The following is a 17,834-nucleotide window of genomic DNA, read 5'->3' on the forward strand; positions in this document are numbered from 1 at the left end:
TCAGCGCGCTCCCGTGACGAGATCGCGGGCGGCCTTGACGATGCCGTCGACCTGCGGAACCGTCGCCTTCTCCAGCTCCGGATTGTAGGGGATCGGCGTCTCCGCGCCACCCAGGCGAACGACGGGGGCATCGAGATAATCGAAGGCCTCGCTCTCGGCGATCATGGCAGAGATTTCCGCCCCGACACCAAGCGTCTTGACGCCTTCATAAACGCACATCAGACGCGAAGTCTTGCAAACGCTCTCAATGATGGTCTGGCGATCCATCGGGCGGATGGTGCGCAGGTCAATCACCTCGACGTCAATGCCCTCTTCGGCAAGCTGCTTTGCGGCATCCAGCGACTTGTGCACCATAATGGACGTGGCGACGATGGTGAGATCCGCGCCTTCGCGACGAACCTCGGCCTTGCCGATCGGCACCGTGTAATAGCCTTCCGGCACTTCGCCCTTCATCTTGTAGAGGAGCTTGTGCTCGTAGATCATCACCGGATCGGGATCCTCGATGGCCGCAAGCAGCATGCCCTTCGCATCGTGTGGAGTGGCTGGCTGGATGACCTTCAGGCCGGGCACATGGCCGAGCCACGCTTCAAGGCTCTGGCTGTGCTGTGCGGCAGCGCCCGTGCCGGAACCGGCCGGGAAGCGCATGACGACCGGCACCGAAACGGCGCCGCCCAGCATGTAGCGCATCTTGGCGGCCTGGTTGACAATCTGCTCCATGGCAAGTGTGGCGAAATCGGAGAACTGGAATTCGAAGATCGGACGCATGCCGGTGACAGCGGCACCGACTGCAACACCTGCGCCGCCCAGTTCCGAAATCGGCGTGTCCATGACACGGTCGGTGCCGAAACGCTCGACCAGATCGCCGGTGACCTGAAAAGCACCGCCATAAACGCCGATGTCCTCACCCATCAGGAACACGCGCTCATCACGCTCCATGGCAATGGCCATGGCTTCCTGGATCGCCTGCGCGTAGCTCAGTTCACGCGTGGCTGTCTCGACTTGCGCGTCCATCAGGCCTGCTCCGTGTAGACGTATTTCTCAAGATTGGCGACCTCGGGCATCGGGCTTTCCTTGGCAAATTCGATGCCGGCCTCGATTTCCTTGCGGACCGATTCGCGGATCTCCTCGATCCCGTTCTGATCGATGACACCGAATTCCATAAGCTGCGATTCAAACGCCTCGATCGGATCGCGCTCGGTCATCCACTCCTCGATCTCTTCCTTGGTGCGGTAACGGTTGCGATCGCTCTTGGAATGGCCGCGATAACGATAGGTCTTGCATTCGATAAGCGTCGGACCCTCGCCATTGCGCGCGCGCTCGGTCGCGTCGTGCATCGCTTCGGCCACATCCGACACGACATTGCCGTCGACGATCACGCCAGGCATCGCATAGGCGGAAGCACGGTCGGCAATGTTGGGAACCGCTGTCGCGCGGGCGACGGAAGTCGACATGCCATAGCCATTGTTTTCGCACACGAAGATCACCGGCAGCTTCCAGATGGCCGCCATATTGAGCGCCTCGTGGAACGCGCCTTCGTTGTTTGCACCGTCTCCGAAGAAGCAGACGACAACATTGCCGGTCTTCATCTTCTTGGCGGTCAGCGCGGCGCCGACGGCAATCGGCAGACCGCCGCCGACAATGCCGTTTGCGCCGAGATTGCCCGTCGACACATCGGCGATGTGCATGGAGCCACCACGGCCACGGCAATAGCCGGTGGTCTTGCCGAAGAACTCGGCGAACATGCGCGAAACATCAGCACCCTTGGCGATGCAGTGGCCATGGCCACGGTGCGTGGAGGTGATCTGGTCTTCATCGGAAAGCCCGAGGCAGATGCCGACAGCACTTGCCTCCTGGCCGATGGAAAGATGCATCGTGCCGTGGATCAGACCACGCATATAGCTTTCTTCCGCGCCTTCCTCGAACTGGCGGATCAGATACATCTTGCGCAGCGCATCGCGCAGCTTTTCCTGATCATAATGCCTGTAAATGAAAGGCTGGTTGGCGCCGTCTTTTTTCGCGGCACCCTTCTTGGCCGTGGCCGACATATTCATGCTCCTGTCTAGCCGTAAACGAGCTTGTCCTGACGCGCGCGCAGCTCGGCAATCTTCGAACCGGCCGGCGGCGCAGCATTCTCGGACGTGATGAGTTCACCCTTCTTGATGGGTTTGGTGACCTTGCCGCCCTGAAGTAGGCCGCAGGGTATCGCGCTGGAAGCGCGGGCTTCCGGCACCGTCATGATCCATGCACGGTAGCAGTATTCCCCGATCGCATCGAGCGTATCGCCAGGCTGCATGTCCTTCTTGGCAACGGCACAAACCTCGGCAACCGGCTTGTCGAGCGGCACCATGTCCGGCTTGCCATAGAGCACCACGCGGGCGCAGGTGAGCGGCACTTCCAGCGAGGTCAGATGATAGGGACGATGGAAGGTGAAGTAAGGCCCCTTGCCCATCTTGAGATCTTCCATACGCTCCGAAATACGCGGATGCGACATGTCGGCGACGACGAAGACGCCGGGCGCGACGCCCTTGCCGATGGAGTAATCCACCACGCCGACGCGCGAGAGCACGCCGCCATCCTTTTCCGGCACCAGCACGGAAGAAAGTTCATCGAGCGTGGCCTTGGGGCCATGCATGCCCGGCTTGTCCGGCACGAGACCGGTAGCGTTGGCAATGGCAGCCATCTCGACCATGGTCTTCGAACCATCGACGAACTCGACAAGCATGCGCACATTCATGTTGCGGCGCGCTGCTTCCTCGGCATAGTCGTCCGGGATCGCATCGATGTTGAGCGGGTTGTTCTTGCCCTTGCCGGCCGCCACAATGGGATGCCCCATGGCGGAGACGAACTCGATCAATTCCATACAGGAAGACGGCTCGTCGCCGGCGCCCAGAGAATAGGTCACGCCAAGACGATCGGCTTCGCTCTTGAGATAGGCGCCAATGGTCACATCCGCCTCGACATTCATCATGACGAGGTGCTTGCCGTGTTCCATGGCTTTGAGGCCAATCTCCGCGCCGACGGCCGGAACGCCTGTCGCATCGATCACGACATCGATCAGATCGTTTTCAAGAAGCAGGTCGGCATTGTTTGTGACGGCCACCTTGCCGCCTTCCATGGCCGTGGTCATGGCCGACTGGCTGTCCACTTCCTTGGCATGGCCTTCTTCCTGATAGGCGATATCCACGGCACGGCTGGCCGCAGGCAGGTTCAGCTCCGAAATGGCGCCGATTTCGATACCCGGCATATGTGCGACGCGGGTGACGATATCGGTCCCCATTTCGCCAGACCCCACGAGGCCGATACGGATCGGCTTGCCGGATTTGGCCCGATCCTCAAGATCCCGGGCAAGACCGGTAAGCGCAACATTGGCAGACATTTCTGACCACTCTCCCAGATGGACGTTTCCTCGACCCGAGGCTTATTGAACATCTGTTTTGGTGTCAATACGAATGTCCATTCTTGGAGAATGCTCCACCGACCCGTCAGCGCCAGAGAGATCGCCGCGATGGAAGGAAGCTGCCCTGAAGGAAGGTGCAGATCGTAACATTCCAGGATTTGTGAACGCTCTGTTTCAAAATTACGATCTGACGAAACGAACAGTGGCTCCCTAAATGAGGAACCAGCAAGGGAATAACCCCATGCTGAAAGTAATATCACACCCTTCTTGAAGGACATGTGAATGGCTTGTTGAAAGCTATCAGGAGTATTAAAATGAAAACTGTTCTTTCTGCCCTCGTTATTTCATCTTTCGTTGCCGCCCCCGCTTTTGCTGTTGAGCCTATCAAAGGAAGCATCAGCTTTGATGGACCTTCCCAGTCCACTCTCAGCAAAACTCCGGTTGGCTCTGTTCTTCAGCACCAATTTACTTCGAACGGAAAAGATTATATCGAGATTTATGTTGTTGGCTCAGACGGTCGCCCGGAATTGGTAAGCCGTTCGGCCTCGAACAACAGCTAATGCTCGTAAAATCAATTTGACAAAGGCCCGGAAATCACTCCGGGCCTTTTTCTATCCAGCGCCATCATTTCTGCTCGACCAATACCACTTTACAAGAGCATGCTATCTGTTGCGCAAGACCACACATGGCAACCCATTCCGGCGGAAGTTCCCACAGACCTGAACGGCATCTGAGCGGCTGTCAGCGCCGATCCGTACAGCATAGATACCACGCCATCCCCGCGATGAGCGGACCCGCGTAATGACCGGTTCGTAATCCTCCAGGAGCACCGCGTGCCTGCGCAGCACCATCTGCCATAGCCTGATCGCCACATCACGGCGGAAGTGTCCTGCAACCTGCACACCCCAGGGCTTTGTGTGTACGCTGGTCATGGCCATGACAGCACGCGCAGAAACGGGTAGATCACGGCACGCCACATCGAAGGTCTTTTCTGGATGCAGCGGTTCGATGCTGACATCCGGCTTCCGGTCTGAAAACGTGTCGGCTGGCGCACCAAGTATCGCCATAACGTAGTTCTCGGTTTCCAGTGGCAGGAACCCTCCTTTCTCGAGCCAGCGGGAAACGCGCCCTTCTCCGGCATTGTATGCTGCGGCCGCCAGGCCGAGATTTCCGAATTTCTTTCTCAGCTCCGCCAGATATATGGCCGAGGCAGGGATGGCCTTCTCGATGTCGAATGCATCGTCGAGGCCCCTTAGCGCCGCCGTACCCGGCATGAACTGTGCCACGCCCTCGGCGCCCTTTGGGCTGACGGCATTGGGGTTGAAACGACTTTCCTTCCAGAGCAGCCGCGCCAAAAACGCAGGATCCAGCAAGTTTTCCCGGGCGTTGAACTCCACCAGACGGCAGATCGAAGCAACCAGTCTGGTCTTTTCGGTCTCGCCGGATGCTTCCTCGGCAACCACAGCGGAGACCCCCAGCACAAACAGCCCCAAAACGGCGCCAAGTCCGAACCGGCTGCAAGGACGCGCATGTCGCATCGGCCACCCCTTCTCTTCGATGAAAGCCTAGGACGCGCGACGTGGACAGACAAGATCACGGAGCCGGGCCGGACAAATCTGCGGCGGAGCCAAAGAGGCCGGGCTGCAAAAACCGGTCGGCATTACAACTTTCCAATTTGGGAGAGGCCGAAATTTCTGGATGGGGGAAATGTCAGGCGGAAGTCACGGTCAACTGCCAGCCAGCGCATCGGTCTCTTTGACGATTGCGCTCAGAAGAAGTCGGGATCCCCATGAACATCTCCTCCCCGAGAAACGCGGCTTATGAAGATTTCGACAGCTGTTACACTGGTGAAATCGAGCTGGCGCTCACCCGCGCAAACCAATACGGGAATCGGCACGAACAAAAGGACGAGCGCCACTCAAGCGCGGACAGCGGCACGACGGAGCGTCGTGATCGCGGGACCTCGATGGCGAACCCGTCAAACTCGAAATGGCTCTTTCCGGGGACGGCCTTGTGACCGCCCCAGTAAACCAGCTGCTCCGACAAGCGCAGCATCGTGATTGATTCGATGTTGCGGCTGACCGCTTCGCGGCTCGCAGACTCGCGCATTTCCCGAGAAGCTGTGACTTCCCGGCCGCGCCGCTTTCTTTGAGGCGTTGCAGTATGGTGCCGCCGATTTCCCGGTTGCCGGCACTGCAGTGGTTGGAGAGAATGAGCCCCTTGTCGAAAAGAGTCTCGTGGACCTCGCTGGTCAGAGGTTCCTCGGCGCTCGCGACATGCTGCCGATTGACCGTCCTCGGGGTCAGGCAGGGCCCGCAAAGTCATATCGAAGTCCCGTTCCGGCACTTTCCCCGGCCGGACGGTGTTTTCGCTCCCCTGGTTACGGCAACTGTCGCCGCCACCCGCAGCTCATAGTTTTCTACGGTGCCTTCATGCGCGCCAGCCAGAGGACAAAACCCCTCGTCGCCCGCAGTGGGCCCAGGCAATTGCGAAGACTTGTGCCAACCGCACTCATTCTCGTGACAGGCGGCAAAAAACTACTGCTTCAAGGCAGTCACTTCCAACTCCACCTTCATCACTTCCTCAGCGAAACCGCAAATGATGGTGGTATTGGTGGGGCGTGGATCAGAGAACGTTTTTCCGAGCACTTTGGAGACCGGAATCACATCCTCGCGGTTGGCCAGATAAACCCGGACACGAACAATGTCCGACATGGCCGCACCGGCTTTTTCAAGCGTCGCTTCGATGGTGCGCAAAGCCTGCCTGGCCTGCTCGGCGGCATCATCCGAAATCGAGCCATCCTCGAAATTGAAACCCGCGGTACCGGAAACGAAAATCCAGTTTCCCTCAATCACCGCCCGGGAGTAGCCGGCCAGTTCCTCAAAGCGGGAGCCGGAGTTGATCGTCCACCTTTTCGTGTCGCTCATAAATTTTAACCTCGAAATGTCTTGACGTGATCACGTGATCACAAATAGGCTCCTGGGTCAAGAAGCAACAAAAAGGGGAACCCATGAGCGAAAGCCTACCCCCAGGGGATAGCGCAAGCGGACTTTCGATCCGCGCGAGCAGCGCAGAAGGCGCGCGCCGTGGCCGGCTTGAAGCCGCCGGCGTGGTGAAGACATTCGGTGCCAATCGCGCGGTGGATGGTGTGAGCTTTGCCGCCGAAGCAGGGCGCATCACCGGGCTGATCGGACCGAATGGGGCCGGCAAGACGACGCTGTTCAACGCCATCGCCGGCGAATATGCGCTGGATGGCGGATCCGTGCGGCTGGACGGCACGGAGATCGGCTCGCTTCCGCCCTATCGCGTGTTCTCGAATGGGCTCGCCCGCACCTTTCAGATTCCGCGTCCCTTTGCCGGCATGACGGTACTGGAGAACGTCATGTTCGTTCCCGAGCGCCAGGCCGGAGAGCGTTTCTGGAACAGCTGGATCCGCCCGGGCACAGTGGCGCGCGAGGAGCGGCAGAACCGGGAGCGGGCGCGCGAAATCATCGAATTCTGCGGCCTCTTGCCTGTGGAACGGCAATTGGCAGGCTCCATCTCGGGCGGTCAGCAAAAGCTGGTCGAATTGGCGCGCGCCCTGATGGCGGATCCGAAGGTGCTCCTGCTCGATGAACCGGGTGCCGGTGTCAATCCCGCTCTGCTCGACACGATCGTCGACCGCATTGTCGAACTCAACAAGCGCGGTCTCACCTTCCTCATCATCGAGCACAATATGGATTTCATCATGTCGCTCTGCGACCACATCGTGGTCATGGCCACGGGCCGGGTGATCGCCGAAGGCACGCCAAAAGAGGTGATCGCACAGCCGCAGGTGATCGAGGCCTATCTCGGCGGAGCCGTGGCATGAGCGCGCTTCTCGACGTTCAGGACGTGGTGGCCGGTTACAAGCCGGACCTGCCGATCATTCACGGGCTCTCGCTCACCGTCGCGCCGCAGGAGATGGTCACCATCATCGGGCCGAACGGAGCAGGAAAATCCACCCTCATCAAGGCACTGGCGGGCGTGTTGACCGTTTCCTCCGGTATGGTGCGGCTCGAGGGCCGCGACATCACCAACCTGCCGACCCACCGCATGGCAGAGGCCTCCATGGCCTATGTGCCGCAGGTGGCCAATGTCTTCACCACGCTCACCATCAACGAGAACCTTTTGGTCGGCGCGTCGAGCCTCCCGAAGTCGGAAGCGAAAACCCGCATCGAGCGGGGCTATGAGGCCTTCCCGGATCTGAAGCGCTACCGCGACAAGAAGGCCGGCGTGCTGTCGGGCGGACAGCGGCAGATGCTGGCGGTGGCGCGCGCCCTTCTCACCGGCCCGCGCCTTCTGATGCTCGATGAACCGAGCGCAGGTCTCTCACCGCTCATGGTGAGCGAGGTTTTCGAGCGGTTGAAAGCGCTGGTCGAAGACGGTGTGGCAATCCTGATGGTCGAGCAGAACGCCAAGGCAGCGCTTGCCATCTCCCACCGCACCTATGTCTTCGCCGAGGGACGCAACCGTATCGACGGACCTTCCGCCGCCCTGGTCGAGGATCCCGAAGTCACTTCCATCTATCTGGGCGCCGGGGGGCGCAAACGCTGATGCTGCAAGCCATTGCCGACGGCATATTGAGCGGGTCCATCATCGCGCTTGGCGCGATCGGGCTCACCTTGACCATGGGGATATTGCGCTTTGCCAATTTCGCCCATGCGGAACTTGTCACCTGGGGCGCCTATATGGCGCTGGGTGTCCTTTCACTCACCGGGGCCTTCATGGGGCCGCTTGCGCCCTTCTCCTTCGGTGTGCCGCTTCTCATGGCAACTCTGGTCGCCATGGTGGCAACGGCGCTTCTGGCGCTCGCCATCGACTGGCTGGTCTACCGCCCCCTGCGCGGCCGCGCCAATCATCTGACGCTTGTGTTCGGCTCCTTTGGCGTCTCGCTTCTGGTGCGCATGGTGATCCTGCTGCTTTTTGGCGGCGCGGCGCAGTATTATTCCAACACGCTGCAGATCGCCATGAAGGTTGCGCCGGGTCTGCGCATCATGCCCGACCAGATCTTCACTCTTGGCCTGACGGCTGTGATCGTCGTGGCGCTGCATCTCTTCCTGCAGAAAACGCGGCTGGGCCTGTCGATGCGTGCCCTTGCTGAAAACCCGGAGCTTGCCCGCGTCAATGGCATCGACACCCGTCATGTGGTGCGCTGGACCTGGATCATCGGCGCCTCGCTCGCCGCCATTGCAGGTGTGCTTTACGGTCTCACCGTGCAGCTTCGGCCCGAGATCGGCTTCCACCTTCTTCTGCCGCTCTTTGCCGCGGCGATCCTTGGTGGTGTGGGCAATGTCTTCGGCGCGGTGATCGGCGGGCTGATCGTCGGCCTTGCCGAATCCATCTCCGTCCTCTTCATCCCCGCAGGATACAAGCTGGCCGTGCCCTTCATGATCCTGCTTCTGGTTCTCTACATCAGGCCCACCGGCATTTTCGCCGGCACGGTCGGGGGAGGCAAATCATGACCGGCTTTGCTGCCTATCTCGTTTTCTTCCTCATCGTCGCGCTCACCTATTCCATCGTGGTGATGGGGCTCAACATCCAGTGGGGCTATACCGGGCTCTTCAATGCCGGCGTGGTGGGCTTTTTCGCCATCGGTGCCTATGGCACGGCAATCCTCGTCGGCCCCGACCGTGCTCATCTCATCGGCGGGTTCGGCCTGCCCTTCCCGCTTGCCGTTCTTGGCGGCATGGCGCTCTGCGCGCTTGCGGCGCTGATCGTGGGGCTCGCCACGCTGCGATTGCGCGAGGAGTATCTCGCCATCGCCACTTTCGGCATCGCCATCTCGATCCAGCTCGTCGCGCTCAACTTCGAGAGCCTGACCGGCGGAGCGCAAGGGCTTGTCGGCCTGCCGCGTCCGCTGTTTGGCCTGTTCGATAGCCCCGCCGGCTACAACCTTTTCTATCTGGGCGTCGTCGCCGTGATGGCCGGTCTCGTCTACTGGGCACTGGAAACGGCTGTTCGCTCGCCCTGGGGCCGGCTTTTGAAAGCCGTGCGTGAGGATGAGACCGCAGCCCGCTCGCTCGGGCGGAACCCTGCACGGGTGCGGCTGGAGGTCTTCGTGCTCGGCTGCGTTCTGATGGGCCTGGCCGGCGGGCTTTATGTTGGCTTCATCGGCTATGTCAGCCCGCTCGATTTCCTGCCCATCCTCACTTTCCAGATCTGGGCCATGCTGATTGTGGGCGGCAGCGGCAACAATCGGGGCGCCATTGTCGGCGCGGTCGGCGTATGGGCCCTGTGGGCCATGAGCGGGCTCGCCATCAGCCGCTTCCTGCCAGTCGCCTATCAGTCTCAGGGTGGCGCTATTCAGGTGATCCTGATCGGCCTTCTGATCGTCCTAACGCTGATTTTCCGCCCGCGCGGCCTGATCGGCGAAGCCGAATCCGTGTCGAAACACGCGGACTGAGCCGATGAGAACTGCTCACCCCGACACATTGTGGCGCAAGACAGCCGGGCCCAAACCGGTTTTCCCCGCCGCCACGGGTGCGCGCAGGGCAGATGTGGCTGTAATCGGAGGCGGCATTGCCGGCCTGACAACAGCACTGCGGCTTGCAGAGCGCGGGGTGAGCACGGTTCTCCTCGAAGCCGAGCAAATCGGCTTCGGTGCCAGCGGACGCAATGCGGGTTTCGTGGTCCCCAATTTCTCCAAGGCCGATCCCGAAACGGTGGTTCGACGCCTCGGCGATGAAAAAGGCAAGGCCCTGCTGGACCTCGTCGGCAGGGGTGGCGAGCGCGTCTTCTCCCTGGCAAACGCCATGGGGCTTGGCAAGCAGGCAGAGCAGACCGGCTGGCTGCAACCGGCGCATTCACAAGCCGCAGCGAAGGATTTGCAAAAACGCGTTGCCGCCTGGCAGGCGCTTGGCCGACCTGTCACATGGCTAAACGCGGAAGAAACGGCCACCCGCACCGGCATGCCGCTCTACCATGGCGCGTTGCATGATGCGTCGGGCGGCATGATCAATCCGCTGGCCTATGTTCAGGGTCTCGCTCATCTGGCGAACACCGCCGGAGCGGCCATTGTCGAAAACGCTCCGGTGACCGGCATATCCGCGCGCAATGGTGGATGGGTTGTGCAGACGCCCCATCTGGAAATCACCGCCCGGCGGGTGGTCATGTGCACCAATGCCTCCGAAAGAGGCATCGCCGCTCGTCTTGGACACGCCATCCTTCCGCTCACCGTATTCCAGATGGCGACCGAGCCGTTGCAGGGTGATGCCGTCAGGCGCTTCTCACCAAACCGCGAACCCGTTTCAGACACGCGTGCCAATATCTTCACCTACAGGCTCGATGCCGCCAATCGGCTGATTTCCGGAGGCATGGCGCTCAGCCCCTTCACCGGCGAGCGTCGCATGGGCGAGAAGATCCTCGACCGCCTGGTGAGCGAATTGGGCCTCGACCATCGACCCCGGCTCGCCCATGCCTGGCGTGGCACGGCAGCGGTCACCACCGATTTTCTGCCCCATCTCTACAGGCTTGGACCGGGTTTCGTCGGAGCGATCGGCTGCAATGGCCGCGGTGTCGCCTTCACCACCATGCTGGGAGACGTGCTCGCCGACGCCGCCACTGGCAGGGATCTCGGCTCTCTGGCCGTGCCGCTCGCCCCGGCGCGTCCACTTCCCTTCCGCCGCCTCGCCGGCCTCGCGCCCCGTTTCTACCTTGCGAAAGGCATCTGGGACGACCGGCGGACGACGAAAATGCGGCCCAAAGGCCATGTGACAACCAAAACGAAGAAAGGGGAACTGACATGAAATCAATGATCGCCTCCGGCCTGATGGGGGCCGGGCTCGTATTATCGGGAGCAGCAAGCGCACAGGCGCAGGATTGCAAGATCGCCGTTGGCTCGGTGCTCTCCATCACAGGCTCCATGGCGGCCATCGGCTCGGCCATTGGCGATGCCGGAAAGCTCGCCATCGACCATTTCAACGAGGCCGGCGGCGTCAATGGCTGCGAGGTCAATTTCATCCTGCGCGATGATCAGGGCTCGCCCAATGTCGGCGTCGATGCCGCAAAGACCCTCGTCGAAATCGAGAAGGTGCCCGTGCTTCTGGGCGCCATCCAGTCCGGTGTTTCGCTGCCGATTCTCACCTCGGTCACGGTGCCGGCCAAGGTCACGCAGATTTCCTGCTGCTCCAGCGCGCCGAGCTTCACCGAACTGGCCAGGGAAGGTGGCACGCAAGGCTATTGGTTCCGCACCCTGCCAACCGACCGCCCACAGGCGGCAGTTCTTGCCACCATCGCTGCCGAGAAAGGCTACAAGAAAATCGCCGTCATCCATGTCAACTCGGATTACGGTGTCAGCCTCGCTACCCGCTTCAGGGACGATGCCGAAAAGCTCGGTATCGAGGTGACGGGCGTCACGCCCTATAATCAGGAGCAGGCCTCCTACCGCGCCGAGGTGAATGCGGCGCTTCAGGCCGAGCCTGACGCCCTGTTCCTCGTCGCCTTCCCGGCGGACGGAGCCACTGTTGCCCGCGAGTGGATTTCTTTCGGCGGCAGCCAGAACCTCATCCTCAGCAATGCGCTTCGCGCGGATGAATTCGTGGAATCCGTCGGCGCTCAATATCTCGAAAATGCCTATGGCATCGACAATGCACAGGTCGAGGGCGAGTCGGTGGAAGCCTTCAACACGAGCTGGAAGGACGCCAAGGGCTCCGACCCGAACGGCCCCGGCCTCCACGTGATGTATGACGCTGCCGCTGTCGCACTTCTGGCAATGGAACAGGCGGGCGAAGCCGATGGCACCGCAATCCGCGACAATATCCGCAAGGTGACTGGCGGCGAAGGCGAGCCGATCTATCCTGGCGCCGAGGGCTTCAAGAAGGCCAAGACCCTGATCGCCGAGGGCAAGCCCATCCGCTATGTGGGTGCGACCGGGCCCATCACCTTTGACGAGAACGGCGATGTGACCGGCCCTTACCTCATCTACGGCGTCAAGGACGGAGAACTGGCAACGCTCGACCGCTGGGACAAAGCCCGCGTCGAGGCAGCGCTCGAAAAACTGCAATAGCAGTCAGGGGCTGGCCTTCGCTCTCGCAGCCCGGCCAGCCCTTTTGTTTCAAAGCCCCAATGACAGGACTGAAATTCCATGCCGAGTTTCGCAAAACGCATCACCCACACGTCCAAGAAGAGCTACGGCATGGTTGCCAAGGCGGCCGCGCTCCCTACCGAAGGTCGGGACATCATTCATCTCGAACTCGGCCAGCCCATTCACGACACACCCGACCATATCAAGGACGCCGCCATTCAGGCCCTCAGGGACGGGCACGTCCACTACAGCGATCTACAGGGCATCCTGCCGCTGCGCGAAGCCATGGCGGAGAAGGTTCGCAGCTATAATGGCATCGATGTTTCGGCTTCCGAGATCGTGGTCACCAACGGACTGACCCAGGCTTCTTTTGCTGCCTTCATGGCGCTGCTCGACCATGATCAGGAGTGCATTCTTCTCGAACCCTATTACCCGCAGCATGTCGGCAAGATCGAGATGGCAGGCGGCAAGCCGGTCATGGCCCCGCTGGACCGGGAGAACGGATTTGCCATCCGACGCGACCTCATCGAGAAGCACATCACCCCCAAAACGCGCATGATCGCCATCGTCAACCCGTGCAACCCAACTGGCCGCGTCTATACGCGCGAGGAGTTGCAGGTGGTGGCGGACCTTGCCATCGAGCATGATCTGTGGGTCATCGCGGACGAAGTCTACGAGCAGATTCTTTTCGACAACGCCAGACACATCAGCATTGCCTCCCTGCCTGGCATGAAGGAACGCACCGTAACCATGTTCGCCTTTACCAAGGCTTACGCGATGGATGGCTGGCGGCTCGGCTACATCGCCGCCGATCAAAGCCTGATCTCCGCCCTGATGAAAATCACCACCACCGAGGTCACCCACGTCAACACCTTCATCCAGCACGCTGCGATAGCCGCCCTCAAGGGGCCGGCCTCCGCGCTTCAGGACATGGTGGATGATGATTGTCGCAAGCGTGATATGGTGGTGAGCCGCCTGAACCAGATGCCCGGCGTGAAGTGCGCCCGGCCCGAAGGCACGATCTATGCCTTTCCCGACATCAGCGGAACAGGGCTAAGCGCACAGGCTGCCGCCGACGCCATTCTGGAAAAGGTCGATGTGGTGGTCGAGGCGGGAAGTTTTTATGGCACAGCCGGCGAACACCATCTGCGCGTGTGCTTCGGGTCGCAAAGCCACGAACGCCTCGAGGAGGCCATGGATCGTCTTGGACGCTTCTTCAACGATCTGTAGAGCGAGGATCGCAGATATGGACCCTCGCCCATTGTACGGCTATCAAGGGGCCGAGCGGCACAAAACGAGGAAACGGCGATGAGTGAATTGCAACTGGGGGAAGGACTGCAGCCCGTCTCCACTCGAGTCACCATCGGCGACGGCGTCTACCATCAGTTGCGCAACGCATTGATTGTCGGCCGGTTTGATCCGGGCCAGATCATGACCATAAAGGCGCTTGCCGCCACCTTCGGCACCAGCCCCATGCCAGTCCGTGAAGCCTTGCGTCGGCTCGGCGCCGAAAATGCCCTGGAAATCGCGGCCAACGGCTCAGCACATGTGCCGCCCGTTTCCGCCCGGAGGCTCGACGATATCTGCCAGGCGCGGGTGGCGCTTGAAGGACTGGCAACCGAGCAGGCCGCCGAACGTATCAGCGACGAGGAAGTTGCCAATCTGGAGCGGCTGGTCGAAGCGCATGAATCCATTCATGCGGCGGGTGACGTTTATGAAATGCTGCTCAAGAACCGGGATTTCCACTTCGCCATCTATGCGGCATCACGTTCTGATGTGCTTATGCAGCTGATCGATTCCTTATGGCTGCGCTACGGCCCCTATATGCGGATGCTTTCATCCTATATCGCGCCGAAACTTGGGACAGGGCTGCATGAGCCATTCTCCAAGCACCACCACGCTATTGTCGGAGCTCTCAAACAGCGCAATGCCGTGGAAGCGCGCGCCCATATGGTCGCCGACATCACTGGCACGCAGACCCTGCTGCGCCAACTCTGCGAGGATGACACCGCCTAGTGCGCCGCATATCAGGCGAAAAGTGCCTCGCACTGCGCCTTGATCAGAAAAATCTCAGCCTCGTGGGCCCGGCGAAGCCGCTCCCATCGCGCTTCATCCATTCCAGCTGAACGCCACGCGTCAAGCGTCAGGTAACAACTGCCTTCTTCAAGCCCGCAGACTTCCGCCGGGATGATGCGCGCCGAGATGCGCGGCTGGCGCTGTTTGAGATCCCCCAGGCGGAAATCGACGATGAGCCGCTTTTCATCGGCATCGATCTCGAAAAACCCCATCCCGCCATCAAACAGCGAGGTGCCGGTATAGACCCCTTCCAACTCGGTCGGCCTCGTCTCCATGCAACCCAGCGACCAGCGACCCAGAAGCAGCGGGTCGCACATGAAGGCGAATGCTTTTTCTGCCGGCACATTCACAAGCGCCGTGACGGAATGGGCAAATTCAGAGCTCGTCACTGTCCAAGTCCTTCCGCATCACGCAAGTGCCGGAACAGCGCCTCGATCCCTTCCGGCTTTGTAACGATGCCCGGCGAAAGCCGCATGACCGGCCCCCGGCAATCGGTGAAGACACCGATCTTGCGCAGCCGGTCGATCAGCCCTGCGCCATCGACATTCTCCGGCAGGCGCACCATCAGGCTGCCGCCGCGCCTCTCGTCTTCGCGAGGGGTCACGAGATCAAGTCCAAGCTTGTCAGCTTCCGCAATGATCATTGCGCCCAGTTCGCGGTTCTGGGCAAGCAGTGCCGTCTGGTCCTGCCTCCCATGCCATTCCAGCGCCGGCACGGACCCTGCGCAGGCGAGAACCGATGGCGTTCCATGATCAAAGCGCCGCGCATCACCGGCATATTGAAATGCATCCAGATCCCAGGAGAAAATATTCTCCTGGCTGAACCAGCCACGCAGTTCCGGACTGCACGCTGCAATCAGCTCCGGCTTCATGTGCAATATGCCCGCCCCCGGCGTGCCGCAGAGCCATTTGAGCGTAGTGGAAACGGTGAAATCCGCATCCGTCTCTTTCACGGAATAAGGAACAAGCCCCGCTCCCTGCGTGATGTCGACGCCCACCAGACTGCCCATCTTGCGCCCATGAGCGATAAGCCGGGCGACATCGCTCCTGTGCGACGCGGTGGAGGTGACGAAGGTCAAAAGCGCTACGCCGACACTCTCGTCCCAGGCGGCCATCATGTCTTCGTCGCGCACCCAGCTTTCACCCGCGCGCAAGGGCACGGTCTTCAGCGTGAAGCCAAGGCGCGGCGCAAGCCCTGCCAGTAGAAAATGCAGGCTCGGGAAACAGTCGCCGGCCACCAGAAGCGTTTTGCCCTTCAGATGCTTTTCCGGCAGGCTACCGACAACGCTGTAAAGCGCAGTGGTGACATTCTCCGCTGATGTCAGCGTCCCGGGATCCGCCGCAATCAGATCACGCCACAGATCGATGAATCGCGCGCGCAGGGTGAGCGCCTGCATCCACTGCCCGTCATCGAGCGCCGCCCAGAGCCCTGAGAAATCGGTGAAGGCTTTCGCCATCGCCTCGCCCTTGCCGGGATACATGCCGATGGAGTGATAGAGCAGATAGCCCGATCCATCGGAGGGAAGCGGTGTCGCAGTCATGAAACCATCCTTCAAAAGCCGAGAATGTGCGGCAGCCACAGGCTGAGCCCGGGAAAGGCCACGATGATCGTCAGCGCAATGAGATTGACAAGGAGAAAGGGGGCAGTGGCCCTGAGAAGCGCCGCAAAGCCGCAATTGGCAATACGCTCCGCCGCAAAAAGACACACACCCAGAGGCGGCGTCAAAAGCCCGATGTTGAGATTGAGGATCGCGACGACGCCGAAATGCAACGGGTCGATGCCCGCATGGCCAGCAGCTGCCGAAAGCAGGGGCCCGAACAGGATGATCACCGTGGTCGGATCGATGAACATGCCGAGCACGAGCAGGATCACGTTGAACACCAGCATGGTGCCGATCAGGCCGAGATCCCAGGTCGAGATCATCTCACCCACCATACGCGGCACGTTCTCCATGCCCATCACCCATGAAAAGGCCGCACCACAACCCACGATGATGAGAAGCTGACCGGAGAACAGCGCAGAACGGTTGAAAACGGCTGCCAGCGAAGAGAATGTCACGCTGCGATAAAGCACCAGCGAAACAACCAGCGCATAGACCGCCGCGACACCGCCGGCTTCCGTGGGTGTCATGATCCCGCCCAGCATGCCGGCGAGGATGATCACAGGGATCATCAGCGGCACGATTGCGTGGCCCGTAGCCGAAGCGACAGCGGCAGGATTGCGATCCATCTCTATGCGGGGAAAATTGTTGAGCCGCGCCTGAATGGCAACAAGGATCATCTGCGCCAGACCGATCAGCAGGCCGGGAATGAGTGTGGCCGCCATCAGCGCGCCGATGGAGAGACCGGTCATCGATCCATAGATCACCGCCACCAGCGAAGGCGGCACCATGGGCCCGATGATGGAGGAGGAGGCGGTGACAGCCGCCGCATAAGCGCTGGAATAGCCCTGTTTGACCATGGAGGGAATGAAGACGCGTCCCAGCGAGGCAATGTCGCCCAGCGCCACGCCGGTGATGCCGGCAAACAGGATTGACGCGCCGATATTCACCTGCGCCAGCCCGCCGCGCATCCAGCCGAACAGCACATTGGCGAAATGGATCAGCCGGTCGGTGATCTTGCCTTCATTGACGAGCTCACCGGCGAGGATGAAAAGCGGGATCGCCATAAGAACGAAGGAATCCATGCCCTGATAAAGCCGCTCCGGCACGATGGGCAGAAATGCCCATTGGCCGGTAAAGGCCATCCATGCGATCACCGCCGCGATCATGCCCCAGGCAATGGGGAGCCCGACAATGATCAGCCCCAGAAAGGTGATGAGAAGAACGGAAAGGGACGCGCTCATGACCGGGCGACGCGCTCCTTGAGGCGCAGAAAAGCAAAGAGCGCTGCAAAGACAAAACTCACCGGCACCGCCAGATAGGGATAGGAGAGCGGCAGGCGCAGCCCTTCGCTGGTCTGGCCAGCGGCGAACATCACCATGTCCACGCCATACCAGATGAGCACCAGAAAGCCGGTCAGCGAAACAAGGTCGAGCACCGCCTCAAGCACCAGATTGAGGCGCGGTGCGACACCCTCCAGCAGACCGGGCACGAAGTCGATGCGGATATGGCTTGCCTCGCGCACACCAACGGCAGCGGCCAGCAGCGACATCCAGATCATGGCATAGCGCGCCACTTCCTCGGTGAAGATCGGCACCGAGCCGATGCCGTAGCGCGCCACCACCTGAAAGGTGACAAGCAGGGTCAGGCCGGCAAGGCAGAGCGCGGCGACGACGCGCAACGCCGTCTCCACACCCCGTATCAGCCTTGAAGCAAAG

The 17,834-nt window shown here is 60.8% G+C and carries 18 protein-coding genes; 9 read left to right on the plus strand and 9 right to left on the minus strand.

The features are described from left to right. From HF949_RS02300 to HF949_RS02310, 3 genes are read right to left on the minus strand one after another with little or no spacing between them, the layout of a single operon-like run. Complete coding sequence (locus HF949_RS02300; protein WP_292898102.1) at positions 1 to 1,011, minus strand: alpha-ketoacid dehydrogenase subunit beta; 1,011 nt, start codon at positions 1,009 to 1,011, stop codon at positions 1 to 3. Further along, positions 1,011 to 2,045: a thiamine pyrophosphate-dependent dehydrogenase E1 component subunit alpha gene (locus HF949_RS02305; RefSeq protein ID WP_292898103.1), complete on the minus strand. Its 1,035-nt coding sequence runs from the start codon at positions 2,043 to 2,045 to the stop codon at positions 1,011 to 1,013. Before HF949_RS02305 ends, HF949_RS02300 begins: the two co-directional genes overlap by 1 nt. Before the next feature lie 14 nt (positions 2,046 to 2,059). Further along, a complete protein-coding gene (locus HF949_RS02310; RefSeq protein ID WP_292898104.1) occupies positions 2,060 to 3,376 on the minus strand; it encodes an NAD(P)H-dependent oxidoreductase in 1,317 nt (438 codons plus the stop codon). 335 nt (positions 3,377 to 3,711) lie between these two features. Here HF949_RS02310 and HF949_RS02315 point away from each other — a divergent pair, with 335 nt between their 5' ends. Then, positions 3,712 to 3,957 carry a hypothetical protein gene (locus HF949_RS02315; protein WP_292898105.1) on the plus strand — a complete coding sequence of 82 codons (246 nt, stop codon included), beginning with the start codon at positions 3,712 to 3,714 and terminating at the stop codon, positions 3,955 to 3,957. Between the two features lie 102 nt (positions 3,958 to 4,059). Here the strand turns inward: HF949_RS02315 and HF949_RS02320 are convergent, their stop codons facing one another. Both HF949_RS02320 and HF949_RS02325 read right to left on the minus strand, forming a co-directional pair. Further along, on the minus strand, positions 4,060 to 4,935 hold the full coding sequence (locus tag HF949_RS02320) for a lytic transglycosylase domain-containing protein (protein WP_292898106.1): 876 nt from the start codon (positions 4,933 to 4,935) through the stop codon (positions 4,060 to 4,062). A 999-nt stretch (positions 4,936 to 5,934) separates the two neighbouring features. Continuing rightward, complete coding sequence (locus tag HF949_RS02325; RefSeq protein ID WP_292898107.1) at positions 5,935 to 6,324, minus strand: RidA family protein; 390 nt, start codon at positions 6,322 to 6,324, stop codon at positions 5,935 to 5,937. Between the two features lie 83 nt (positions 6,325 to 6,407). On the opposite strand from HF949_RS02325, the gene HF949_RS02330 reads away from it, so the two are divergent. From HF949_RS02330 to HF949_RS02365, 8 genes are all read left to right on the plus strand, one after another. Next, positions 6,408 to 7,247 carry an ABC transporter ATP-binding protein gene (locus HF949_RS02330; protein ID WP_292898108.1) on the plus strand — a complete coding sequence of 280 codons (840 nt, stop codon included), beginning with the start codon at positions 6,408 to 6,410 and terminating at the stop codon, positions 7,245 to 7,247. Beyond that, the gene (locus HF949_RS02335) at positions 7,244 to 7,972 is read left to right on the plus strand and encodes an ABC transporter ATP-binding protein (protein WP_292898109.1); all 729 of its coding nucleotides are present in this window, start codon (positions 7,244 to 7,246) and stop codon (positions 7,970 to 7,972) included. Before HF949_RS02330 ends, HF949_RS02335 begins: the two co-directional genes overlap by 4 nt. Then, positions 7,972 to 8,880, plus strand: coding sequence for a branched-chain amino acid ABC transporter permease (locus tag HF949_RS02340; RefSeq protein WP_292898110.1), 909 nt, complete (start codon positions 7,972 to 7,974; stop codon positions 8,878 to 8,880). The genes HF949_RS02335 and HF949_RS02340 overlap by 1 nt, the downstream gene beginning before the upstream one ends. Further along, the gene (locus HF949_RS02345) at positions 8,877 to 9,821 is read left to right on the plus strand and encodes a branched-chain amino acid ABC transporter permease (protein WP_292898111.1); all 945 of its coding nucleotides are present in this window, start codon (positions 8,877 to 8,879) and stop codon (positions 9,819 to 9,821) included. Before HF949_RS02340 ends, HF949_RS02345 begins: the two co-directional genes overlap by 4 nt. A gap of 4 nt (positions 9,822 to 9,825) precedes the next feature. Continuing rightward, positions 9,826 to 11,163 carry an NAD(P)/FAD-dependent oxidoreductase gene (locus HF949_RS02350; protein WP_292898112.1) on the plus strand — a complete coding sequence of 446 codons (1,338 nt, stop codon included), beginning with the start codon at positions 9,826 to 9,828 and terminating at the stop codon, positions 11,161 to 11,163. After that, positions 11,160 to 12,422, plus strand: coding sequence for an ABC transporter substrate-binding protein (locus HF949_RS02355; protein ID WP_292898113.1), 1,263 nt, complete (start codon positions 11,160 to 11,162; stop codon positions 12,420 to 12,422). Before HF949_RS02350 ends, HF949_RS02355 begins: the two co-directional genes overlap by 4 nt. A gap of 78 nt (positions 12,423 to 12,500) precedes the next feature. Further along, complete coding sequence (locus tag HF949_RS02360) at positions 12,501 to 13,670, plus strand: pyridoxal phosphate-dependent aminotransferase (protein ID WP_292898114.1); 1,170 nt, start codon at positions 12,501 to 12,503, stop codon at positions 13,668 to 13,670. 78 nt (positions 13,671 to 13,748) lie between these two features. Then, a complete protein-coding gene (locus HF949_RS02365; protein WP_292898115.1) occupies positions 13,749 to 14,456 on the plus strand; it encodes a GntR family transcriptional regulator in 708 nt (235 codons plus the stop codon). An 11-nt stretch (positions 14,457 to 14,467) separates the two neighbouring features. On the opposite strand, the gene HF949_RS02370 is transcribed toward HF949_RS02365, so the two are convergent. Genes HF949_RS02370 through HF949_RS02385 form a run of 4 tightly spaced genes read right to left on the minus strand, consistent with a single transcriptional unit; the run spans position 14,468 to position 17,797 of the window. Continuing rightward, a complete protein-coding gene (locus HF949_RS02370) occupies positions 14,468 to 14,905 on the minus strand; it encodes an SRPBCC family protein (RefSeq protein ID WP_292898116.1) in 438 nt (145 codons plus the stop codon). Next, complete coding sequence (locus HF949_RS02375; RefSeq protein WP_292898117.1) at positions 14,902 to 16,056, minus strand: aminotransferase class V-fold PLP-dependent enzyme; 1,155 nt, start codon at positions 16,054 to 16,056, stop codon at positions 14,902 to 14,904. Before HF949_RS02375 ends, HF949_RS02370 begins: the two co-directional genes overlap by 4 nt. An 11-nt stretch (positions 16,057 to 16,067) precedes the next feature. After that, positions 16,068 to 17,360 carry a TRAP transporter large permease gene (locus HF949_RS02380; protein ID WP_292898118.1) on the minus strand — a complete coding sequence of 431 codons (1,293 nt, stop codon included), beginning with the start codon at positions 17,358 to 17,360 and terminating at the stop codon, positions 16,068 to 16,070. Further along, a complete protein-coding gene (locus tag HF949_RS02385; protein ID WP_292898119.1) occupies positions 17,357 to 17,797 on the minus strand; it encodes a TRAP transporter small permease in 441 nt (146 codons plus the stop codon). The genes HF949_RS02380 and HF949_RS02385 overlap by 4 nt, the downstream gene beginning before the upstream one ends. Positions 17,798 to 17,834: the final 37 nt, after the last annotated feature.

This window comes from Nitratireductor sp. (assembly GCF_017794765.1).
Taxonomy (GTDB): Bacteria; Pseudomonadota; Alphaproteobacteria; order Rhizobiales; family Rhizobiaceae; genus Nitratireductor.